The sequence below is a fragment of the Pseudomonadaceae bacterium SI-3 genome, assembly GCA_004010935.1.
GTDB lineage: Bacteria > Pseudomonadota > Gammaproteobacteria > Pseudomonadales > Pseudomonadaceae > Stutzerimonas.
Map to the genome: position 1 here is coordinate 1,714,079 of CP026511.1, position 22,091 is coordinate 1,736,169.

Genomic DNA, 22,091 nt, shown 5'->3' on the forward strand with positions numbered 1-22,091 from the left:
ATCGAGCAATCAGCTCGGCGGGCCGGGTGGGCCAAAGAACAGCTGGCTTATCCAGACGATGAAGCCATAGCCGGATACGGTCAGGACGCTTAGAAGGGGGAACAGGAAAACCAGCAGAAAGACAAATAGCCGTGTTTCTTCCGGCTTTCCCACAGGTGCGGGATCGGTATGGTGCGGCACTACGTTCACCTTTAATCCGAGTGGCGTAGTGGGAGTCTAGTAAGCGTTCCCAGCTTAATCAAAGCCAGCTGTCTATTTGACTAAGGGCTATAGGGGCTAAAACCACTTATATTGATCTGGCGCAATGAACAGGCTCGTGCTGGATGCGTTTCGTCCATCGCGCTCGATAGCTGATTGCCTGGGTACGAGGCTCTGGGACGGTATGCAGGCAGCTTGCTGATACTAGGGTTGTGCTAGCCTGTGAGGCTTTTTTGGGCCCGTGTTGCGCGGGCGTAGAGATCGTTTTCATGTCTTGTGACTCGCTTGATTCCCACCTGAAACGCGGCACCGCTGATTACCGTCGAGCGACGCTGGCATTGTTCTGCGCAGGGTTCGCAACCTTTGCCATGCTCTATTGCGTGCAGCCATTGCTGCCGCTGCTGGCCTCGCATTTTTCAGTGTCGGCCGCCACCAGCAGCTTGGCCTTGTCGTTGACGACCCTATCGCTAGCGCTTTGCCTGTTGATATCTGGGGGCTTGGCGGAAAGCTGGGGGCGCAAGCATGTCATGGGCGTGGCGCTCCTGTTGGCGGGCTTGCTTGGGCTTGCTTGCGCCCTGGTGGAGTCCTGGACGCTGCTGCTTGTGTTGCGGGCCTTGCTGGGTCTCGCACTCAGCGGGCTGCCGGCACTGGCGATGGCCTACGTGGGGGAGGAGTTCGATCCCGAGTCGTTGCCTGCGGCGATGGGGCTGTATATCGGCGGGACGGCGCTCGGTGGCCTCCTGGGCAGACTGTTGTCGGGCCTGCTGAGCGATCTTGGCGGTTGGCAACTGGCGCTTGGCGGAATTGCCGGCTTGGGTCTGGTGGCGCTGGGCGCCTTTGTCTGGCTGCTACCCCCATCTCGCCATTTCCAGCCACAACCGCTGTCTCTGCGCGGACTGCTGAGCAACTTTGCTGAGCATCTGAGCAACCCGATCCTGCGCAATCTTTTCCTTCAGGCATTTCTGCTGATGGGTGGCTTCGTCGCGTTGTTCAACTACATCGGCTTTCGTCTGGCCGGCGCGCCGTTCGGCCTTTCCTCAACGGTTATCGGTCTGCTGTTTACTGTTTACCTGGCCGGCATATTCAGTGCGGGTTGGGCCGGGCGGCTGGTGCCACGCCTGGGTGCGAGAAGCGTACTGCAAGGCGGTATCGCGCTGATGCTGTTAGGCGTAGGGCTGTGTTCGACGCCCTGGCTGATTGCAATCGTGATCGGACTGGCGTTATTCACCTTGGGCTTCTTTGCTGCACACGCCGTGGCCAGCGGGCAGGTCGGCGTGCATGCCAAGGGCGCCAAGGCGCAGGCGTCGGCGCTCTATCTGTGTGCCTATTATCTCGGGTCGAGTGTGGTCGGCTACGCCGCCGGCTACGTGTGGGAGCATGCGGGATGGCTGCCTTTGATGGGTGCGCTCGCTGCGCTGTTCGTGATCGCAGCCTGGCGCGCCAGACGGCTATAGCGCGGCGGCCAGTCGGTCAGTCGATTCGCTGCTCCCCGCTGAAAGCCAGGGTGGCGCGGCAGGTGCGGCAAAAGTAGCGACGGCCTTTGCGGACCAATGCGTGGCGCTGAGCGGTAAACGGAAAATCTCGCTCGGGACAGGCACACCGATAGATGTAAGCGCTCGTCTGCCGGCGGGTGATCTCGTAGCTGTGGCAGCGATCAGGGGTCAGCTCGTAAACGCCGCGCATGATCAATTGCCACTCTTCACCATGGGGGCGAATCCGGCCGCCGAACATTTGGTGAGCGACCAAATGGGCCACCTCGTGAGCCACGGTCTGCTTGAGGAAGTGCTCGCGGTTTTCCTGATACAGCTGCGGGTTGAAGCGCAGCAGATTGGTGTTCAGATGCGCAACGCCGGCTTTCTGCCCGCGCAGTTTGAAGCTGACTTTCGGTCGTTCGAAGCGCTTGTTGAAAAAAGCCTCGGCCTGTTCATAGCAGGCCTCGACTCGGGCGTGTAGCTGGTCGGGCATAGGGGCCTCCGAAGAAGCCCCGAATTATGCCGCAATCCGCCAGGCTGACAATCGCTCAGAGACCGCCGGGCTCCTCCTGAGGACGTTCTTCCTGGGTGCCGTAGCTCTGGTTCGCTTGTACGGTGCGTTCGTAGTTGGGTTGCAGGAACTGAGACCAGAACAGAATCATGGATACCAGCACCGTCACCATCACCAGCAGCGCCACACCCCAGATCGAACTGGCATAGAGAAAGCTTTGCGAGCTGCGCTGGCGCATGAAGGCTGGTAGGCCAGTGAATAACAGGTAAGTGGAGTAGATGCCTGCTATGAGCAGAACGATCGCTGCGAACCAGCGATTCGGGTACAGCCCGGTCACGCCGGCGAGGAGGAACGGGGTGATGACGTAAGCGATGAAACCAATGCACTGGTTCAGATTCGGGCGTACCTCAAACGCGCGCGCCATCCACCTTACGAAAAAACCCATGATCACTGTGCCGACAATGATGGTGATGTACAGCAACAGGCACAGCTGAAAAGCGCTCGCAAAATCGAGTCGTACACGTTCGGCGTCCACCAAGCTCCATCCTACGAAGGTGACACCAATGAACAGGCACACGGCAGGAATCAGCGCCAGTAGCAGCAAATGCATCAGGTAATGCAGGCTGTGGGCGTCTTCCTTCTGGCGGATCGTCTCCCAGGCTCGGTCGGGCCGGGTGAACAAGCTGATGAATTCTGGGGTCATGGGGGCCTCCTAATGCCGATGCTTGAGCGCAGGTCTTGCTGGTATAGACGCTCAAGCGCGACAGGGATTCAACGCCACCATGTCGCAGGCAAAAACGGGCCGACGCGGAGGCCACCGCATCGGCCCGTATCGTGGAAGGCTAGCGTACGTAGATTGGGCCGACCCCCATGCCCCACATGATCACTGACAGCGCGAGGATCGCCACCAGCACGACCAGCCCGACAGCCAACACAGAGCTCGAGAACAGGAAGCCCTCGTCGGAAGGGATGTTCATGAATGTCGGAAGGCCAACGTAGAGCAGGTAGGTCGTGTAGCAGATTGCCGCCGTGCCCACGATCATGCCCAGCCAGATGTGCGGGTAGAGCGCGGCCAGGCCGCCGACGAACAGTGGCGTGGCGGTGTACGCTGCGAACACGATGCACTGCACCAGCGTCGGGTTTGCGTCATAGGTGCGTGACATCCAGTGGATGAAGGCGCCCATCACGGCCACACCACACAGCATGGCGAGGTAGGACAGCAAGGTGAGTTGCAATGCACTGCTTTCGGTGAGCTTTACCGCCTCGCCACCGCCAATGCTCCAACCGACCTGGGTGGTTCCGATGAACGCCGATATCGCCGGTATCGCTGCGAGTACCAGCACCTCTCCCAAGTGCAAATGCCCGACCTCACGCTCCTCTCCAGTGATTTCCTGCCATTCCTGGCCCGGGTGTGCAAACAGTCCCCAAACGTGATTGATCATGCCAGCGTCTCCTCAGTTTTGGAGGGTCGCTTCGCCTGGCTTTCCGTCGGTGTGACGGGCGTGCGACCTTAAGTCGCAGTATAGGGAGCGGACGGTACGGCGCACTGGGCTCGATTAGAGCAATTGGAAGCTATGAACCTATCGGTAATAGCGTTGTAGTATTTCCATCGCCAGATTGATTGACTGGAGGCGTGTCGTACTGCCGCCACGGTCGGGGTGGTGAATGCTGACTAACTGGCGATAGCGCCGTTTAATGGTGTGCAGGCTGAGCGAAGAGGCCTCCTGGTCCAGCTCGAACAGCTCCAAGGCTGCGCGTTTCTGCTCCGGATCCCAAGTTTCGTTGCGTTCGCCAAGGTGATCGCCGCGCATGCGCGACCAGAAGCTCGCCAACAGACGTTCCACCTCCTGTTCGTCGGTATCGCGCAGATTGGTCATGTCCAGGTAGTAGTCGCGCAACGGATCGTTTTCGGCGACTCCGCTGGCACCAGGCACATAGGGTTGAAGCTGGACGTTTAACGGCGAAATCTGGAGGTTGTAGCGGCTCTCGCCCCAGAGCTGGTCGCGCAGCTGGTACAGCGCGTTGAATACCAGGAAATGGGTGCGGAACAGCACCAGCTTGTCGAGTAGCGGCAGGTTGGGGATATGAGTGCTGTGCCGGGCCTTGAGCTGTTGGATCAGCTGGTATTCGCTGCAACCTTCCGGTTGTTCGCGCAGCAGCACGAATATTTGCTCGGCCAGGTCCATTTCGGGTTCGAGATCATCGTTCATGTCGCAAAGCCTAGCACAAGGCCAGCGTTACAAACGGCTGGATGGATGGGGTGGGGCGCCGGTACATTTTGCGCGTAAAATGCGCGCCTTTCGCATCTCACCGGACTCTGAAATGGGCAACCTCTCGGTCAACCAGAACAAACTGCAGAAGCGTCTGCGTCGCCTTGCTGGCGAGGCAGTCACTGATTTCAACATGATCGAGGAAGGCGACAAGGTGATGGTTTGCCTGTCTGGCGGCAAAGACAGCTACACCATGCTCGACGTCTTGCTGTATCTGCAGAAAGTGGCTCCGGTCAAATTCGAGATTGTCGCCGTCAACATGGACCAAAAGCAGCCTGGCTTTCCCGAGCACGTGCTGCCCGAGTACCTGAAGTCCATTGGCGTCGATTACCACATCGTCGAGAAGGACACCTATTCGGTCGTCAAAGAGAAAATTCCGGAAGGCAAGACCACCTGCTCGCTGTGTTCGCGTCTGCGTCGCGGCACGCTCTACACCTTCGCCGATGAGATCGGTGCAACCAAGATGGCGCTCGGTCATCATCGCGACGACATCCTCGAGACGTTCTTCCTCAACATGTTTTACGGTGGCACGCTCAAAGCCATGCCGCCCAAGCTGCTGTCTGACGACGGCCGCAATGTGGTGATCCGGCCGTTGGCCTATTGCAGCGAGGCAGACATCGAAGCCTATTCGCAGATGAAGGGGTTTCCGATCATCCCCTGCAACCTCTGCGGTTCGCAGGAGAATCTGCAGCGCCAGGTGGTCAAGGAAATGCTGCAGGAATGGGAGCGCAAGTCGCCCGGTCGTACCGAGATCATGTTCCGCGCCTTGCAGAACGTGGTGCCCTCGCAGCTGGCCGACCGCAACCTGTTCGACTTCACCAGCCTGCGCATCGACAACGACGCCACGCCGCGCTTCCTCGATGTGATGAGTTTGTAGCGGCAGCCGCAAGCTTCAAGCTATAAGTCGGAAGCGAACTCTTGTAGGTGGCCTTCAGTTCACCAAAGCAGCGACGGTTGACGGCATCGGTCCGGGTATTTGCCGGACGATATGCGGTGGGCTAAAGCCCACCCTACGGCTGCGGCCGGACAAGGAAACTGAAGAGATCGCAACACCTGTAGGGTGGGCTTCAGCCCACCAAAGCAGCGGCGATTGACGGCATCGGTCCGGGTGTTTGCCGGACGATATGCGGTGGGCTAAAGCCCACCCTACGGCTGCGGCCCGGCGAGGGACCTGAAGAGATCGCAACAACTTCCTGAGGTATGCCCCGGCTCGCCAACCGAGCCAGGGCGTAACCCGTCGCAGGTGATATCAGCTCGGCCGAACCTGCTTCAGTGTTTCAGCGATCATGAACGCCATTTCCAGCGACTGGTCGGCGTTGAGCCGAGGGTCGCAGTGGGTGTGGTAGCGGTCGGAAAGCCCGTCCTCGGTAATTGGGCGCGACCCGCCAATGCACTCGGTGACGTTCTGCCCAGTCATTTCAATATGAATGCCGCCGGGGTAGCTGCCTTCGGCACGATGCACATCGAAAAACTGCCGCACCTCCGCCAGCACCTTGGCGAAATCGCGGGTTTTATAACCGCTGGAAGCCTTCATGGTGTTGCCGTGCATCGGATCGGAGCTCCACAGGACCTGACGACCTTCCTGTTGCACGGCCTGGATCAGGCGCGGCAAGCCTTCCTCGACCTTGTCGGCGCCCATGCGCACGATGAGATTCAAACGACCGGGATCGTTCTCAGGATTGAGGACGTCGATCAGGCGGATCAGCTCGTCGCTGGCCATGCTCGGCCCAACTTTCACGCCGATCGGGTTGCCCACGCCGCGCAGGAATTCAACGTGTGCCCCGTCCAGCTGTCGCGTGCGGTCGCCAATCCAGAGCATATGGGCAGAGCAGTCGTACCAGCCACCGCTGAGGCTGTCCTGGCGCACGAATGCCTGTTCGTAGTTCAGCAGCAGCGCCTCGTGGGCGGTGAAGAAGCTGGTTTCGCGCAACTGCGGCGCGTTGTCCATGCCGCATGCGCGCATGAACCGTAGCGCCTGGTCGATCCGAGCGCCTAGCTGGTGATACTTCTCAGCCATCTGCGAGTTGGCGATGAAATCCAGATTCCACTGATGCACCTGATGCAGATCGGCGAACCCGCCCTGGGCGAAAGCGCGCAACAGATTCAGGCTGGATGTGGATTGGTGATAAGCCTGCAGCAGCCGCTCCGGGTCCGGCACGCGGCTTTTTTCATCGAAGCCAATGCCATTGACGATATCGCCGCGGTACGCCGGCAGGGTGACGCCATCGATAGTCTCGTCCCCGGAAGAGCGCGGTTTGGCGAACTGCCCGGCCATGCGGCCGACCTTCACCACAGGACATCCAGCGGCGAAGGTCATCACGATCGCCATCTGCAACAGCACCTTGAAGGTGTCGCGGATCTTCGGTGCGGAAAACTCGGCGAAGCTTTCTGCGCAGTCACCGCCTTGCAGCAGGAACGCGCGGCCTTGCGTCACCTCGGCGAATTGCCGGCGCAGCTCCCGTGCCTCGCCAGCGAACACCAGCGGTGGAAGGCTCGCCAATGTGCCCTCGACCCGCTTCAGATGTTCGGCATCGGGGTATTCGGGCTGCTGCTGGATGGGTTTGGCTCTCCAGCTAGTGGGGCTCCAGGCGTGGCTCATGGAAATTGATTCCGTCCGCAAAAAAGTGCCCGGATTTTACCTGATGTGCCGGTTCGGCGCTGATAGCCCTTACCAATCGGGCTGTTAAGATGCACCGATAGGTTTGGGAGAAGCGCAGTGGACAAGCAGGAAGTGTTGCTGGCCGAGGTGCATGATGCGTTCGGTCTGATCCGTGTGCTGGAAGTGGGGGATTACCGGTTTCTCGAGTTTGGCGCTGCGGTCGAGCAAAGCTGCACGTTCACCCGCGACCCGAGCTGGCTTGAGTATGACTACACGCGTGCCATGTTGATGGGCGGTCTGCTGCACGCGGCGCCGGAAACTGCCCTGTTCCTCGGGCTAGGCGCTGGCACCCTGACCCAGGCATGCCTTGAATTCTTACCACTGGAAGACGTCGAGGCCATCGAGCTGCGTCCGGACGTGCCTGAGCTGGCGATGCGTTATCTGGGCCTGCAGAACGATTCACGGCTTTACATCCGCATTGGCGATGCGGTGGAGCTGCTCGATTCGGCCGAGACCGCTGATCTGATCTTCGTCGACCTCTACACAGATGTGGGCCCGGCCGCCGCGCATCTGGCGTGGCGTTTTCTTGAGCGCTGCCAGCAGAAGCTGAATCCGGATGGTTGGCTGATCATCAACCAGTGGGGCACCGACGAGGACAAGCCGCTAGGTGCGGCGCTGCTTCGTGGCCTGTTTCATCGTCACTATTGGGAGTGCCCGGTAAAGGAGGGCAACGTCGTCTTGTTCGTGCCTGCGGATCTGGATCAGCTACTCGACGAGGCGACCCTGCGCGAGCGCGCCGCTGCGCTGGCCCCGCGATTGGGCTACACGCTGGACTCGTTGATCAATGCGCTACGGCCGGCGAGCTGAGCACAGACAATCTCCGGGCGGCCCAACAGCCAAAAGCTTGCCCCGGAGGTCGGGCCTTCGCTGAAAGCCAGGCCAGCCCAAACAGATCCAATCCAGACAGGGTCGGGCTTCCATATGGCAACGCCTCGCCGCCCTTACGAACCTAACTCCGAAGACAAATTGCACGCACAGCGTCACAGAAATCCGGTATAGTACGCGCCGGCTGAAACACAGCCTGCGTTCAGGTACTGCAACACACGAAGCGCTGCTTCGGCTGCTGTCCGCTTCTCGCGGCTGTCCTTGACGATTCATCATTCATTACGTTTTCGCAAACCCCGCCGACCAGGCTGCCAGGGTGACCTTCGGGTTTTGCATGGCATGCGCAGCTTCGGAACATGGGTCTTTGCGGAGCATCAGGAAAAGACCCATGACCCAAGAAATCGGCGGCTTTGCCGCACTCGGTATTCATCCCTCCGTACTCGCTGCAGTCATCGCAGTCGGCTACGAAGAGCCTTCGGCCATCCAGACCCAGGCTATTCCGGTAATTCTCGGCGGCCACGACATGATCGGTCAGGCCCAGACCGGTACCGGCAAGACCGCAGCCTTCGCGCTGCCCATCCTGTCCAAGATCGACCCCGCGCGTAAGGAAGTGCAGGCGCTGATTCTCGCGCCAACTCGCGAACTGGCCCTGCAGGTCGCCACCGCCTTCGAAACCTATTCCAAGCAGATGCCCGGCCTTACCGTCGTTGCAGTTTATGGTGGCGCTCCGATGGGGCCGCAGCTCAAGGCCATTCGCCAGGGTGCGCAGGTCATCGTCGCGACGCCCGGCCGTCTGGTCGATCATCTGAGCCGCAACAGCGCACTGCTCGGCACCATTCAGTACCTCGTACTCGACGAAGCTGACGAAATGCTGAAGCTCGGCTTCATGGACGATCTGGAGGTCATCTTCGAAGCCATGCCGGAAGGTCGCCAGACCGTGCTGTTCTCTGCGACCCTGCCGCATTCCATTCGCGCCATCGCCGAGAAGCACCTGCGCGAGCCGCAACACATCAAAGTCGCCACCAAGACCCAGACCGTCGCTCGGATCGAGCAGGCGCACCTGATGGTTCATGCCGACCAGAAGATCGCAGCTGTCCTGCGCCTCCTGGAGGTCGAAGACTTCGACGCGCTGATCGCTTTCGTGCGTACCAAGCAAGCCACCCTCGACCTGGCGGCCGCGCTGGAAGCCAAGGGCTACAAGGCTGCGGCATTGAACGGCGACATCGCCCAGAACCAGCGTGAGCGCGTGATCGAGTCCCTCAAGGACGGTCGTCTGGACATCGTGGTCGCCACAGACGTTGCTGCTCGCGGCCTGGACGTATCGCGTATTACTCACGTATTCAACGTGGACATGCCCTACGATCCGGAGTCCTACGTACACCGTATCGGTCGTACTGGCCGTGCCGGTCGTGAAGGTCGCGCATTGCTGCTGGTCACCCCGCGTGAGCGCCGCATGCTGCAGGTCATCGAGCGTGTAACCAACCAGAAAGTAGCCGAAGCCCGCCTGCCGAACGGTCAGCAAGTGCTCGAGGCGCGCATCAAGAAGCTCACCAACAGTCTTTCACCGCTGGTAGCGGATGCCGAAGCCAGTCATGGCGAACTGCTCGACAAGCTGGTCGCGGATATCGGTTGCAGCCCGCGCGCACTCGCCGCTGCGCTGCTGCGCAAGGCCACTAACGGCCAGGCGTTGACCTTGGCTGAAGTGGAAAAAGAGCAGCCGCTGGTCCCGACCAGTAGCCCGCGTGAGCGCTCCGATCGTCCTGAGCGTAGCGGCGACCGTGAGCGTCGTGCACCGATTCCCTTGGCCGAAGGTCGCGCCCGCTGCCGTACAGCATTGGGTGCCCGCGACGGCATCGCCGCGCGCAATCTGCTCGGCGCCATCCTCAACGAAGGCGGTCTGGCCCGCGAAGACATCGGCCGCATCCAGGTGCGCGACAGCTTCAGCCTGGTCGAGCTGCCGGAAGAGGGTCTGGAGCGCCTGCTTGGCAAACTCAAGGACACCCGTGTCGGCGGCAAGCAACTCAAGCTGCGCCGCTATCGCGAAGATTGATGCTTGGATCTAGCGGCACGCGATGAGGCTAGGCCTCGTCAGAAATAGAAAGGGTGGACTTCGGTCCACCCTTTTTTTTGGCGTTCAGCTCGTTGAAGCGAGAACGGTAGGGTGGATCACGCTTCACGGATCCACCAAGCAAGTCGACGCCACCGCAGTGGCTTACGGTGAATTAAAAAAGCGTCATCCACCCTACGGTAATTGCCCGGTTTTCGGCTGGATTGTGCCACGCGAATGAAACCCGTCGCCCCCGGAACGACTCGTACCGCTGGCGGAAGGGTAGGGTGAATCGCGCTTCACCCTACCGCGAGCCAAAAGCTAAACGTCCCAACCCTGCACTACATTCAAAAACCTGACCCAAACGTTCAGGCTGTTCAAACTCTGAACAACATGCTACAAACGAGCGCAACCTAATTGATCTAGCCGCTTGAAAACGAAGGGAAAACCATGACCAAGTCGGAGTTGATCGAACGTATCGTCACCCAACAAGGCCTTCTTTCGTCCAAGGATGTTGAGCTGGCCATCAAGACCATGCTCGAACAGATGGCCCAGGCACTGGCCACCGGCGACCGCATCGAAATTCGCGGCTTTGGCAGTTTTTCCCTCCACTACCGCGCCCCCCGCGTCGGCCGAAACCCCAAAACAGGCCAGTCCGTCCCGCTTGATGGCAAATTCGTCCCGCATTTCAAACCGGGGAAGGAGTTGCGTGATCGGGTTAATGAAGACGAGTAGCCAAGGTAGTCGTCGCAGGTAGCTGTGGCCCGACGTGAATGTTTGCGGGCTTCGAGCTTTGCTATAAGCCCGCCCCCCCGACAGCCACGCCATGAGCTGCTGCAGGAGGCACGCACCATGGCGAAGGGCGAGCTCAGATGACTCCCCGCTCGCGCAGCCCTCGGACTTGTTCGTCGGATAGACCGAGCCCAGCCAGTACGTCCTCGGTGTGCTCGCCAAGCTGCGGGCCGCCAGCTCCGATGCGGCCAGGGGTGCGGCTGAGTTTGGGGAGCACGCCCGGCACTTTTAGCGGCCCGGCGAAAGTCTGTACCTGCTCGATCATCTGCCGGGCCAGGTAATGTGGATCCTTGACGATATCGGCGGCCGTGTAGGGATAGCCGGCCGGGACGCGGGCTTCCTTCAATGCTTCGATGACCTCATCGCGACTGTGTTGAACGGTCCACTCGCCAATCGCCGCGTCGATCAGCTCAGCGTGCAAGGCGCGACCATCGTTGTGGGCGAAGCGTGGGTCGTCGGCCAGGTCCTGACGGCCCATCAGTGTCATCAGGCGCTTGTAGATGCTGTCGCCATTGCCGGCAATCAGGACGTATGCGCCGTCCTTGCACAGATAGGAGTTGGATGGCGTGATGCCCGGCAGAGCGCTGCCGGCCGGCTCGCGGACATACCCAAAGGCGTCGTATTCGGGCACTAGGCTTTCCATCATGGCGAATACCGATTCGTAGAGCGCCACGTCGATTTCCTGGCCTTTACCGCTGCGGGTTCGCTCCTGCAGGGCGAGTAGCACCCCGATCACGCCATACAGCGAGGACAGCGAGTCGCCAATGCTGACGCCCACTCGCACTGGGGGCTGACCGGGATAGCCGGTGAGGTGGCGCAGGCCGCCCATGGCTTCGCCAATGACGCCAAAGCCGGGCAGGTCACGGTAGGGGCCGGTCTGGCCGTAGCCTGAGATGCGCAACATTATGAGGCGGGGATTGAGCTTCGACAGTTCATCCCAGCCCAGACCCCAACCTTCGAGCGTGCCGGGGCGGAAGTTCTCTACCACCACATCGGCTTCGGCGACTAGCTGACGGACGATCTCCTGGCCTTCGGCGGCTTTCAGATCCAGCGTCAGGGACTGTTTGTTGCGCGATTGGACGTGCCACCAGAGTGACGTCCCGTCCTTGAGCTTGCGCCATTTGCGCAGCGGGTCGCCAATGCCCGGCGGCTCGATCTTGATCACCTCGGCACCGAACTCGCCGAGCATCTTGCTGGCAAAGGGGCCGGCAATCAGCTGGCCCATTTCTATGACCTTAAGGCCATGAAGGGGCAAGCTGTTCTCATTCTGTTCGTTCATCGCAACACCTTATGCCCGGCCGTTTTGTCTTCGAAGGATGACCGAGCGGCACCCTGGGGGCAATTACGGAATAGCCATGGAAGGCTTTCGAAACGGAGGAGAGACGATCGAAACATCGCGTCGCTTGCAGACCGGCAAAAGGGCAAGTCGGTCCGATCTGACTAGGCAGCCGAAGAGGCCAACCAGGCGCAGTGACTACCCCGCCTGCCGCACCGGCCACTCGCTCAGTTCGCGGAGCTCCAATACCAGCCTTTGAAAGAGGCGCCCGCCGAGCCGAACCAGGCTGTGCTAGTCAGTTGGTCTTGTTTGGCGCTCCCGGTCGATCGGCAGAAGCGCTACGGCCGGCTGTCTGATCTGAAGTTCCGCCACGCGCTCGATCACTTCGTTTATCGCTTGACGGTCAAGCGGGTTTCCCACCTTGGCATCGGCGTCGTCGCGCAGGGCTCGAATTTCGTCATGAAGCGCTTCCCGCTGCGCGTCGCTCGGGTTGCCATGCAGCGCGTTCTTAAGACACTGCAACAACGTGACTAACACCTGCGGGTCATGGCCACCGTAGATGCGGATCGGCGCGATGATGGTTTGCAGCATGCGGGGCATCTCGAGCTGCGGATAGAAAAGCCGTGGACGACCTCCATCGCAGCAACCGACGTCAAACGGGGGTACGCCGCCAAGCCGTTTTAGCAATACGCCGAGCAGATTGATCGCCCGCATCGCCGTGCCCGGATCGTTGATCGCTGGGCTGATCGCTTTGACCGCGATTTCCGAAATCTGCCGCATGCCGTAGGAGACGTTGGCGCCGGCGAATTCATTGTCGTGAAAGTCGAAGCAATCGAGCACTTCGTTTGCCTCTGTGTCGCTTAGCCGGGTGCTGAGCTTGATCAGCGGATGCCCTTCGATCAGGAAGAAACCCGGTTCTACCTGAATCATTGCAGTCTGGTTGTGCTTGCACAGCACCTTTCCCAGGCGGCGTTCGTTTACCTCGCGCAGGTAACCCGGTCGAGCTGCGGGCAGGCACCACCAGTCGGTGGCGTCGGGAATGTCAGCGACGCCCGCGATGCGGTTTTTGCGCTTCTTTAGATTGGCCGATGCGTCGTTGTAGAGCTGGCTGAGGATCCATTCGACTTGAATTGATTGCGAGACCGAGCGAATGAAAACGACGAATAGCGCCATGCAAAACATGCCGAACACCAGTGCCAGCAGTAGCCCGAGTGCAGGCACGCTTGCTGGAGCTTTGCCGTTCAGCGTGCCGATCATCATCAGGCAATAGACGATGCTGCCCAGATAGATGCCCAGTATCACTTGGTTGCGCAGATCGCTAACGAGGCCGGGCAGCACTCGGGGTGACAGGCGCGCCGCGGCACCATTGAGCACGACCATCACCATGGAGAAGCTGAAGACGGTAAGGGAAATGATGCCGGTAATGAGCGTGCTTAGAACCTCCCGGCTGTTGTCTGCATCGACCAACCCGGGGGGGCAGCCTGTCGCGAAGGGCGGGGGCAAGGCTGGTCGACTCGAACGCCAAGACCAACATGGCCAGCACCGCATAAACTGCGGGAATCAGGACTGGGTAAAAGGCGATGCTTTCGGTTACGCGTTTGACCGCACGAAAGAACACATTAGCTGGCGCAGACATGACTAAGACCTGGCGTGACGGGCGTTTGGCCCTGGCAGGTATATGACCACGGAGCGGGAGGGAGTACGCCTTGGCCGAAGCGTCTATGCTCTATAGCAGCGATGTGTTCCGCGACGGCTTAACGTCTTTGGAACGCTATTAGCCCCGTGTAGCTCGAACGTGAAGTCGCTCAGGCGCTTGGTTTGGTTCGTATGGTTCGCCTGTGAGGCAGGTTATTCGAGACGATAACAAGACCGACGAATGAGGTGTTCGCCATGAGTGCTGCGTCCCTGTATCCGGTAAGTCCAGAGGTGGCGGCCCAGTCGCTGACCGATGAAGCCACCTACAAAGCCATGTATCAACAGTCGGTGGTCAATCCTGACGGCTTCTGGCGCGAGCAGGCCGAGCGTATCGACTGGATCAGGCCGTTTACCCGAGTCAAACAGACGTCCTTTGACGACCACCATGTCGATATCAAATGGTTCGCCGACGGCACCCTGAACGTTTCGGCCAATTGCCTGGACCGCCATCTCGAAACCCGGGGCGATGAGATTGCGATCATCTGGGAGGGCGACGATCCGGCAGATCACCGCGAAATCACCTACCGCGAGCTGCATCACGAGGTGAGCAAGTTTGCTAACGCGTTGCGCGGACAGGACGTGCATCGGGGCGACGTGGTCACCCTCTACATGCCGATGGTTCCCGAGGTCGCCGTGGCGATGCTGGCTTGCGCGCGTATCGGCGCTATCCACTCCGTGGTCTTTGGTGGTTTCTCGCCGGAAGCCCTAGCCGGAAGGATTATCGACGGCAATTCCAAAGTAGTGATCACGGCCGATGAAGGGCTCCGTGGTGGGAAAAAGGTGCCGCTGAAGGCCAATGTGGATGAGGCGTTGACCAACCCGCAGACGCACTGCGTGCAGAAGATCATTGTGGTGCGGCGTACTGGCGGCGACATCCGCTGGCACCCGCATCGCGACATCTGGTACGAAGACCTGATGCGCGTGGCTGGGGATGTTTGTGCACCGAAGGAAATGGGCGCGGAAGAACCCCTGTTCATCCTGTACACCTCGGGTTCCACCGGTAAGCCAAAGGGCGTGCTGCATACCTCCGGTGGTTATTTGCTCTACGCGGCCCTGACCCACGAGCGGGTATTCGATTACCGCCCTGGTGAGGTCTATTGGTGTACCGCCGACGTCGGTTGGATCACCGGGCACAGTTACATCATCTACGGTCCACTGGCCAACGGCGCCACCACCCTGATCTACGAGGGTGTACCCAACTATCCGGATGTCACGCGAATCGCCAGGATCATCGACAAGCATCAGGTGAATATCCTCTACACCGCGCCGACTGCGATTCGTTCGATGATGGCCGAAGGTCCGGCTGCGATGGAGGGGGCTGATGGGTCTAGTCTGCGCTTGCTCGGTACTGTGGGGGAACCGATCAACCCTGAGGCCTGGCATTGGTATTACGAGACGGTCGGCAAATCGCGTTGCCCGATCGTCGATACCTGGTGGCAAACCGAGACGGGCGGCATTCTGATCAGCCCGTTGCCAGGCGCGACCGCACTCAAGCCAGGCTCCGCAACGCGCCCCTTCTTCGGCGTAGTGCCCGGCCTGGTGGACAATCTCGGCAACCTGCTCGAAGGGGCAACGGAGGGCAATCTGGTCATCCTTGATTCCTGGCCTGGGCAGATGCGCAGCATCTATCGAGACCATGATCGCTTCGTCGATACCTACTTCAAGACCTTTCGCGGCATGTATTTCACTGGCGATGGCGCCCGCCGTGATGAGGACGGCTACTACTGGATCACCGGGCGGGTCGATGATGTGTTGAACGTTTCCGGACATCGCATGGGCACCGCGGAAATCGAAAGCGCGATGGTCGCCCACCGCAAAGTGGCCGAGGCAGCGGTGGTTGGCGTGCCGCATCCGCTCAAGGGGCAAGGCATCTATGTGTACGTGACGCTAGTGGCGGGTGAGGAGGCTTCGGATCAGTTGCGCCAGGAATTACAACAATGGGTCCGTAAGGAAATCGGGCCGATTGCGGTGCCCGATGTCATCCAGTGGGCGCCGGGCTTACCCAAGACGCGTTCAGGCAAGATCATGCGCCGCATTCTGCGCAAGATCGCCACAGACGAACACGACGCACTGGGGGATATTTCGACCTTGGCTGATCCGGGCGTAGTGCCGCAGCTGATCGAAACCCACAAGCAAATGCGTCCGATGAGTTGAGCGGTCGGCGGTGATCGGCTCTCGGCCGGTCGCCGCCACCGACTGTCAGCCATTTGTCAGCGAGCGTTCCGACTCCTCGTTGGCGGCGGGTTTTTCCTTCGGGACACCGGCAACCGTCACCTCGGGAAAGCTGCCACCGATGAACTCGACACTGCGGGTCGGGAAGGCGAATTGCAGGCCCATCTCACGGATGCCGTCGAGCAGCTGCAGGTTGATCTCTTGCTGGGCGTCCATGTAGGCGTTGTAGTCCGAAACCTGCATGATGTACACGACTTCGAACGTCAGCTGGCTGTCATCGAAGGCAAGGAAATGCGCCCGGTCAAAGTTCGCATTCTCCACACCATCAACGATCCGCCTCACCAGCGCCGAGACTTCGCGCACCTTGTCCGACGGTGTGTTGTAGGTAATGCCAAACTTGAACACGATACGGCGCGTGTTCATGCGCTTGTAGTTGTGCAGGGTCTGCTTGAGCAGCTCGGCATTGGAACAGACGATCTGTTCGCCGCTGAGGGCGCGAATTCGTGTCGTCTTCAGCCCGATGTGCTCGATATTCCCCGCGACTGCACCAAAGACGACGAAGTCGCCGATCTCGAAGGGCTTGTCGACGCCGATCGACAGCGAAGCGAAGATATCGCTGAGCAGCGTCTGTACCGCAAGGGCAATGGCGATACCGCCTACGCCAAGACTGGCGACCATAGCCGTGATGTCGACGCCCAGGTTCGCCAAGATCGAGAGCAGCATCATCGTCCAGATCACGATCCGGATCATGATCCCGATGATCGTCGTAGTGACTGGGTTTCGAGCTTTGCCGTCGTGAGTCAGGCTTTCCATCCACAGGCGAACGGCCGTATCCATCCACAGTGCAATCTGGAACGCCAGCGCGATGAACCAGCCATGGGACATCGCCGTTTCCCACCGTTCTGGCAGCTCAACGACCTTGAGGGCGATCAGCAGCGATAGGGCAATCAGCAGTATGTGGCTGGTGCGGCTGAGCATCTCCGCGGCAAGGCCAACGAAACCGCTTCTGGAGCCCTTTGCCATCTTGCGAAGGCGGTTGGTTATGATCCGCAGGATGGTCTGCAGGATGAGATAGCTGGCAATCGTGATGCCAGCAATTATGGCGATGTTGATCCAAAGACCTTCGTTCAACACCACATCCCAATTCATCAAGTGGTTTCCTCCCGGTATGCGTGACCAAGCGCTTAAGCAGTGGCTCCTTTTTCAGTAGCCACTGCGGCGCATTAGTTCCCACGATAAGGGTAGGCGAAACGAGGATGGGGCGCGGTGAGGGCGCGTGCTCTCAGCGAAGCGGCACGAGCCCGTTCAGATCCTGATAACCGCCAGCGTTGATCACTTGGCTATAGCCCAGCTCCTGAAGCAGATCCTGCGCGGCTTCCGCTCGGCGGCCGCTACGGCAGTAGAGGACTACGGGAGCATCTCTGTCCGGAGCAATCGCGGCGATGCGCTCGGCAAGATTCTCCGTCTCGATACGTGTTGCTCCGGGTAGGGCGCCTTCGGCGAACTCCTGTTCGGTGCGCACGTCGATCAAGACGGTGTTCGTGCGCTGCAAGGCTTTCAACGCGGCAGACTGATCGACCTGGGCAGCATTGGCTGCAGTGGCCGTTACCGTTGCCATCATTACAATCAACAGTCGGTACAGATTTTTCATTGGTTCCCTCATTCTTGCAGTCTTAGCTGATCAGTCGAGTGAGGTTCGGCAGGATCAGAATCACCGCGGTGGCGAACAGGATCATCGTAGCCTGCCTGACCTTTTTGTGTTTAAACATGATGGCGGCCTTTTGATTTTTCTGATTGTTCTGGCGGAGCAATTTAGCCGTTACAGAGCGGTCGCTAGCTTGGCGAGTTCTGGTCTAAGCTTCAGCTTAAACAAAGCAATATGCGGGCCATGAAAAAATGATGAGGATGTTCCGAACTTTGTCGTTCGGGCGACGGTTCGCGGGCGAGCGGGCAGGTGGCCTGGTTTCGCCGCGGGGCACTCTGCCTGTCAGGGCGGTTCGGTTTAGAGCGCTGGTGCACCTGGTCTGCCGCTGACGCTGGTTTTATTCGGGGCGTCGTCGGGACGAGGCTTTTGCTCCATGGCCTGGCAGAAGCCACTCGGGATGTTCGCTTGCCGCATCGCCAACTCAAATGGCTACTGACTCGATTGGAAACGTCTATTTTTTTGCAGCTTCAAATACGGGTGGAATCGAAACACTAAGGTAGCGGTGGGGCCGTTCAGCGCTGCGCTCATCCTGGTGAAGGACGTGGCCTATGACCGGCAGCTGAGCGCGATTCTGGACGGATTCTTTGCGGTAGAAACGACAAAGCCCCGACAGGCGGGGCTTTGTGTTTGATCTGGCGGTGAGGGTGGGATTCGAACCCACGATACGATTTCTCGTATACACACTTTCCAGGCGTGCTCCTTCAACCGCTCGGACACCTCACCGGGTCTCGAAAGACGCGATGTCCTTCGAGGCGCGCTAATGTAGCGGAAGAGCATGCGGATGGCAAAAACTTTTTTAGTTTTTTCATGCGCTTAAGGGTTTGTTGGAAATCCCGACAGGCGCGCGTGGCAATGAACCTATCGTTGCTCTAGGGTTCGAACTACAAAGAAATGCTGTGCCTGTGCGCAATCATGCGTGGTGAATATTGAGAGCCAGGAAAGGCTTTGATGAAGTTATTCAAAACAAAGCGTAAACGGCCGGAGGTGGTAGAGATCGCCACCAAGCGTCGTCTGCACGTCAGCCACTTAGAGCTTGGGATGTATATCTGCGAGCTGGATCGCCCGTGGCGGCAGACAGACTTTCTCTTTCAAGGGTTCCCCCTGCTTAAGCTGGAGCATATCCACGCGGTGCGCGAACGCTGTGATTACGTGTTCGTTGACGACACACGGCGCGTGCTGATCGATCAGGGCCAAATGATTGTGCCAACGGCGACTCCGCTGCGCGTGACGCGCAAGATGACCCGCATTCCGCTCTCGCTTGAGGTGCAGGAAGCACGGGAGGCCTATCTCAGCAGCAGCTTGGTTCTGGACCAGGTGCTACTGGACGTCCAGCAAGGGCGGGCGATCGATACTAAGGCCTGTCAGGCACTGGTTAAGCGAAACCTCGAAAGCATGCTTCGTAACGAAAGCGCCATGCTCTGGCTGACGCGCCTGAAGTCACAAGATCTCTATACAAGTCTGCATTGCCTTTCTGTATCCATTCTTGCCATGGGATTTGGCACGCACCTTGGGTTGGCCGACGATAAGATCGAGCTATTGGGCATCGCTGGGCTGCTGCACGACGTGGGCAAGATGAAAATCGACCCGACGATCCTGAACAAGCCAGGCAAGCTGACCGAGGAAGAATTTCAGCACATCAAGTTGCACCCGACGTTTGGTTATCAGGCCTTGTGCAGCCAGGAAGACATTCCTGCCGCTGCGATTCAGGCGGCGCACGGCCATCACGAACGGTTGGATGGAAAGGGTTATCCGCAAGGGCTCGCGCATTACCAAATCCCGTTCACGACCCGGGTGATCACCATTGTTGATGCCTTCGATGCGATTACCAGTCATCGAGCTTACGACGACGCACGCCCGATCCAGACGGCGTATGACGTGTTGCGCAGCAGTGCCGGGCAGCAGTTTGACGAAGCATTGGTGCATGAATTTATCCGCTGGCTCGGCGTGTTTCCGGTCGGAACTTTGGTGGAACTGCACACGGGTGAGGTCGGGTTGGTGCTCGAGAAACACCCACATTTGCACCTCAGGCCGAAGGTGGTCGTGTTACGGAGTTCGAACAAGACGCCTTGCGAGCCTCGTTATCTGGATCTGTCCCAGTTGACTGTCGATGCCGATGGGACGCCATATCGGATCAGTAGCGGGATCCCGGATGGGTCCTACGGACTGTTTATTGCTGATCCGCAATTGCAGAGGATCCTGCATCCCGAACTGCTTGCTGTCCTTGAGCTCGAGCCGGAGCCTGTCGACGACTGACCGTGCTCGCTTTTCCCGCTGACGCCCGTCCAGCGAAGGTTGCGAACCATGACTTGTCGGTCAGTCACGATGCTTTACCTCTTGGGTTCTGCTGGGTAACGTCTGCGAACTTTTAACAAGGAATATTCATCATGAGTGATCTGGTTTCCTACGAACTCGAAGACGGTATCGCCACGCTGACGCTGAATAACGGCAAGGTCAACGCTCTGTCTCCGGCCATGTTCGACGCGCTCAATGCGGCTTTCGACCGCGCCGAGCAGGACCGCGCCGTGGTGATCCTCACTGGCCAGCCGGGCATCCTGTCCGGTGGCTATGATCTCAAGGTCATGACCTCCGGGCCGGAGAACGCCATTGCGCTGGTGACGACGGGCTCGAAGTTCACGCTGCGAATGCTGGCTCATCCTTTCCCGATCGTCGCGGCCTGTCCGGGGCACGCGATTGCCAAAGGCGCCTTCCTGCTGCTCTCGTCTGATTACCGCATTGGTGTCGAAGGCGCGTTCAATATCGGCCTCAATGAGGTACAGATCGGTATGACCATGCACCATTCGGGTATCGAACTGGCTCGAGACCGTTTAACCAAGCCTGCCTTTCAGCGATCGGTGATCAACGGTGAGATCTTTAGTCCGCAAGCTGCAGTCGAGGCGGGTTTCCTCGACAAGATAGTCCCGGCCAGTGAGCTGATGGATGCCGCCAAAGCGGCGGCGGCCCAGTTGAAGAAGATCAACATGACCGCGCACAAGAACACCAAGCTCAAGGCACGCAAGGCCTTGCTCGAAACCTTGGAACGGGCCATTGAACTCGACCAGCAGCATTCAGTCGTGTCCTGAAGAGAATTTTCGCCGGGCCGCCCATTGCTGGCGGGCCTGCGTTTAAACTGCGCATGCAACGCCCCGCTATGGCGGGGCGTTTTATTTCCTATTCGTGTCGCCTCCCAGGAGAGTCCTGATGTCCGCCCCGCATACCCCGGTAGAACGCGCTGATTTCGACCAGGTCATTGTTCCCACTTTCGCACCCGCCGCTTTCATTCCCGTGCGTGGCCAGGGTTCACGAGTCTGGGATCAGAGCGGGCGAGAGCTGATCGACTTTACCGGTGGCATTGCCGTCAATGTGCTCGGTCATGCCCATCCGGCGCTGGTAGCAGCGCTGACCGAACAGGCTGGCAAGCTCTGGCACATCTCCAACATCTTCACCAATGAGCCGGCGTTGCGTCTGGCCAAAAAGCTCACTGCAGCGACCTTTGCCGACCGGGCGTTCTTCGCCAACTCCGGCGCCGAGGCCAACGAGGCGGCCTTCAAGCTGGCGCGCCGCTTCGCGCATGACAACCACGGGCCGGAGAAATGCGAGATCATCTCCGCAATCAACAGCTTCCACGGCCGGACGTTGTTTACCGTGACGGTGGGCGGCCAGCCGAAATATTCCGATGGGTTCGGGCCCAAGATTCAGGGGATCAGCCACGTCCCCTATAACGATCTCGATGCGCTCGCCGCGATGATTTCGGACAAGACCTGCGCCGTGGTGCTGGAACCGATTCAGGGCGAAAGTGGTGTTGTGCCCGCTGATCAGGCTTATTTGGAAGGTGCTCGCAAATTGTGTGACCAGCACAACGCGTTGTTGATCTTCGATGAAGTCCAGACCGGTATGGGCCGTACCGGCGAGTTGTACGCCTACATGAACTATGGCGTCACGCCGGACATCCTGACCAATGCCAAGAGCCTTGGCGGCGGCTTTCCGATTGGCTTGATGCTGACCACCGATGAGATCGCTGCGCATTTCAGCGTGGGTACTCATGGCACCACCTACGGCGGCAACCCGCTGGCGTGCGCCGTGGCCGAGGCGGTGGTCGATATTGTCAACACGCCGGAGGTGCTGAACGGCGTGAAGGAACGGCACGAGCGCTTCAAGCGTGGTCTGCTGGAGATCGGCCGGCGGCATGGCCTGTTCAGCCAGGTCCGCGGAATGGGCATGCTGATCGGCTGTGTACTTGATGACGCTTGGAAAGGTCGCGCGCGCGAGATCTTCGATGCGGCTGAGCGCGAAGCGCTGATGATCCTGCAGGCCGGACCCGATGTGATCCGCCTGGCCCCTAGCTTGATCATCGAAGAGGCCGATATCGCTGAAGGGCTGGCCCGTTTTGAGCGTGCTGCGGCAAAACTGAGCCAGGCCTGAGGCATAGGCTTTGAAACCGGCAGGGCAGAGATTTGTCCTGCCTTTTTTTC

General features: G+C 59.5%; 18 protein-coding genes, 1 tRNA gene and 1 pseudogene. 9 read left to right on the plus strand and 11 right to left on the minus strand.

What is annotated here, in order from left to right; genetic code table 11:
* Positions 1-9 precede the first annotated feature (9 nt).
* Positions 10-180, minus strand: coding sequence for a nitrate reductase (locus tag C1896_08285; protein AZZ44904.1), 171 nt, complete (start codon positions 178-180; stop codon positions 10-12).
* Between the two features lie 287 nt (positions 181-467).
* On the opposite strand from C1896_08285, the gene C1896_08290 reads away from it, so the two are divergent.
* Positions 468-1,652: an MFS transporter gene (locus tag C1896_08290; protein AZZ44905.1), complete on the plus strand. Its 1,185-nt coding sequence runs from the start codon at positions 468-470 to the stop codon at positions 1,650-1,652.
* A gap of 16 nt (positions 1,653-1,668) precedes the next feature.
* On the opposite strand, the gene C1896_08295 is transcribed toward C1896_08290, so the two are convergent.
* From C1896_08295 to C1896_08310, 4 genes are all read right to left on the minus strand, one after another.
* Complete coding sequence (locus tag C1896_08295) at positions 1,669-2,163, minus strand: SprT family zinc-dependent metalloprotease (protein ID AZZ44906.1); 495 nt, start codon at positions 2,161-2,163, stop codon at positions 1,669-1,671.
* 55 nt (positions 2,164-2,218) lie between these two features.
* Entirely contained in the window at positions 2,219-2,884 is a 666-nt protein-coding gene (locus C1896_08300; protein AZZ44907.1) for a YIP1 family protein, read from the minus strand.
* Positions 2,885-3,023: 139 nt separating this feature from the next.
* On the minus strand, positions 3,024-3,623 hold the full coding sequence (locus C1896_08305) for a YIP1 family protein (protein AZZ44908.1): 600 nt from the start codon (positions 3,621-3,623) through the stop codon (positions 3,024-3,026).
* 138 nt (positions 3,624-3,761) lie between these two features.
* Entirely contained in the window at positions 3,762-4,391 is a 630-nt protein-coding gene (locus C1896_08310; GenBank protein AZZ44909.1) for a molecular chaperone DnaJ, read from the minus strand.
* Positions 4,392-4,503: 112 nt separating this feature from the next.
* On the opposite strand from C1896_08310, the gene C1896_08315 reads away from it, so the two are divergent.
* Positions 4,504-5,328 (plus strand): tRNA 2-thiocytidine(32) synthetase TtcA, encoded by an 825-nt coding sequence (locus tag C1896_08315; protein ID AZZ47581.1) that lies wholly within the window; start codon positions 4,504-4,506, stop codon positions 5,326-5,328.
* 372 nt (positions 5,329-5,700) lie between these two features.
* On the opposite strand, the gene C1896_08320 is transcribed toward C1896_08315, so the two are convergent.
* Positions 5,701-7,050, minus strand: a complete 1,350-nt coding sequence (locus C1896_08320) for a 3-deoxy-7-phosphoheptulonate synthase class II (protein AZZ44910.1) — start codon at positions 7,048-7,050, stop codon at positions 5,701-5,703.
* 117 nt (positions 7,051-7,167) lie between these two features.
* Between C1896_08320 and C1896_08325 the strand changes: the two genes are divergently transcribed.
* From C1896_08325 to ihfB, 3 genes are all read left to right on the plus strand, one after another.
* Positions 7,168-7,917: a spermidine synthase gene (locus C1896_08325; protein AZZ44911.1), complete on the plus strand. Its 750-nt coding sequence runs from the start codon at positions 7,168-7,170 to the stop codon at positions 7,915-7,917.
* A 406-nt stretch (positions 7,918-8,323) separates the two neighbouring features.
* Positions 8,324-9,985, plus strand: coding sequence for an ATP-dependent RNA helicase (locus tag C1896_08330; GenBank protein AZZ44912.1), 1,662 nt, complete (start codon positions 8,324-8,326; stop codon positions 9,983-9,985).
* 447 nt (positions 9,986-10,432) lie between these two features.
* A complete protein-coding gene (ihfB, locus tag C1896_08335) occupies positions 10,433-10,717 on the plus strand; it encodes an integration host factor subunit beta (protein ID AZZ44913.1) in 285 nt (94 codons plus the stop codon).
* 133 nt (positions 10,718-10,850) lie between these two features.
* On the opposite strand, the gene C1896_08340 is transcribed toward ihfB, so the two are convergent.
* Both C1896_08340 and C1896_08345 read right to left on the minus strand, forming a co-directional pair.
* On the minus strand, positions 10,851-12,053 hold the full coding sequence (locus tag C1896_08340) for a formyl-CoA transferase (protein ID AZZ44914.1): 1,203 nt from the start codon (positions 12,051-12,053) through the stop codon (positions 10,851-10,853).
* A 288-nt stretch (positions 12,054-12,341) separates the two neighbouring features.
* A pseudogene (locus C1896_08345) lies at positions 12,342-13,686 on the minus strand (DUF2254 domain-containing protein).
* A 254-nt stretch (positions 13,687-13,940) separates the two neighbouring features.
* Between C1896_08345 and acs the strand changes: the two are divergent.
* Positions 13,941-15,899: an acetate--CoA ligase gene (acs, locus tag C1896_08350; GenBank protein ID AZZ44915.1), complete on the plus strand. Its 1,959-nt coding sequence runs from the start codon at positions 13,941-13,943 to the stop codon at positions 15,897-15,899.
* A gap of 45 nt (positions 15,900-15,944) precedes the next feature.
* Here acs and C1896_08355 read toward each other — a convergent pair whose 3' ends face one another.
* The 3 genes from C1896_08355 to C1896_08365 form a co-directional block, all read right to left on the minus strand.
* Positions 15,945-17,066 carry a mechanosensitive ion channel protein MscS gene (locus C1896_08355; protein AZZ44916.1) on the minus strand — a complete coding sequence of 374 codons (1,122 nt, stop codon included), beginning with the start codon at positions 17,064-17,066 and terminating at the stop codon, positions 15,945-15,947.
* A 133-nt stretch (positions 17,067-17,199) separates the two neighbouring features.
* Positions 17,200-17,568, minus strand: a complete 369-nt coding sequence (locus C1896_08360) for a sulfurtransferase (GenBank protein AZZ44917.1) — start codon at positions 17,566-17,568, stop codon at positions 17,200-17,202.
* Between the two features lie 687 nt (positions 17,569-18,255).
* Positions 18,256-18,345, minus strand: a tRNA-Ser gene (locus tag C1896_08365).
* Between the two features lie 225 nt (positions 18,346-18,570).
* Here C1896_08365 and C1896_08370 point away from each other — a divergent pair.
* The 3 genes from C1896_08370 (at position 18,571) to C1896_08380 (ending at position 22,041) form a co-directional block, all read left to right on the plus strand.
* Positions 18,571-19,875, plus strand: a complete 1,305-nt coding sequence (locus C1896_08370; GenBank protein AZZ44918.1) for a DUF3391 domain-containing protein — start codon at positions 18,571-18,573, stop codon at positions 19,873-19,875.
* A gap of 131 nt (positions 19,876-20,006) precedes the next feature.
* Positions 20,007-20,702, plus strand: coding sequence for an enoyl-CoA hydratase (locus C1896_08375; GenBank protein AZZ44919.1), 696 nt, complete (start codon positions 20,007-20,009; stop codon positions 20,700-20,702).
* A 118-nt stretch (positions 20,703-20,820) separates the two neighbouring features.
* Positions 20,821-22,041 (plus strand): aspartate aminotransferase family protein, encoded by a 1,221-nt coding sequence (locus C1896_08380; GenBank protein ID AZZ44920.1) that lies wholly within the window; start codon positions 20,821-20,823, stop codon positions 22,039-22,041.
* Positions 22,042-22,091: the final 50 nt, after the last annotated feature.

Excerpts from the sequence above, each read along its gene's own strand:
- C1896_08290 (AZZ44905.1), top strand. The coding sequence starts at position 468 with ATGTCTTGTGACTCGCTTGATTCCCACCTGAAACGCGGCACCGCTGAT.
- C1896_08295 (AZZ44906.1), bottom strand. The coding sequence starts at position 2,163 with ATGCCCGACCAGCTACACGCCCGAGTCGAGGCCTGCTATGAACAGGCC.
- C1896_08300 (AZZ44907.1), bottom strand. The coding sequence starts at position 2,884 with ATGACCCCAGAATTCATCAGCTTGTTCACCCGGCCCGACCGAGCCTGG.
- C1896_08305 (AZZ44908.1), bottom strand. The coding sequence starts at position 3,623 with ATGATCAATCACGTTTGGGGACTGTTTGCACACCCGGGCCAGGAATGG.
- C1896_08310 (AZZ44909.1), bottom strand. The coding sequence starts at position 4,391 with ATGAACGATGATCTCGAACCCGAAATGGACCTGGCCGAGCAAATATTC.
- C1896_08315 (AZZ47581.1), top strand. The coding sequence starts at position 4,504 with ATGGGCAACCTCTCGGTCAACCAGAACAAACTGCAGAAGCGTCTGCGT.
- C1896_08320 (AZZ44910.1), bottom strand. The coding sequence starts at position 7,050 with ATGAGCCACGCCTGGAGCCCCACTAGCTGGAGAGCCAAACCCATCCAG.
- C1896_08330 (AZZ44912.1), top strand. The coding sequence starts at position 8,324 with ATGACCCAAGAAATCGGCGGCTTTGCCGCACTCGGTATTCATCCCTCC.
- ihfB (AZZ44913.1), top strand. The coding sequence starts at position 10,433 with ATGACCAAGTCGGAGTTGATCGAACGTATCGTCACCCAACAAGGCCTT.
- C1896_08340 (AZZ44914.1), bottom strand. The coding sequence starts at position 12,053 with ATGAACGAACAGAATGAGAACAGCTTGCCCCTTCATGGCCTTAAGGTC.
- acs (AZZ44915.1), top strand. The coding sequence starts at position 13,941 with ATGAGTGCTGCGTCCCTGTATCCGGTAAGTCCAGAGGTGGCGGCCCAG.
- C1896_08355 (AZZ44916.1), bottom strand. The coding sequence starts at position 17,066 with ATGAATTGGGATGTGGTGTTGAACGAAGGTCTTTGGATCAACATCGCC.
- C1896_08360 (AZZ44917.1), bottom strand. The coding sequence starts at position 17,568 with ATGAAAAATCTGTACCGACTGTTGATTGTAATGATGGCAACGGTAACG.
- C1896_08370 (AZZ44918.1), top strand. The coding sequence starts at position 18,571 with ATGAAGTTATTCAAAACAAAGCGTAAACGGCCGGAGGTGGTAGAGATC.
- C1896_08375 (AZZ44919.1), top strand. The coding sequence starts at position 20,007 with ATGAGTGATCTGGTTTCCTACGAACTCGAAGACGGTATCGCCACGCTG.
- C1896_08380 (AZZ44920.1), top strand. The coding sequence starts at position 20,821 with ATGTCCGCCCCGCATACCCCGGTAGAACGCGCTGATTTCGACCAGGTC.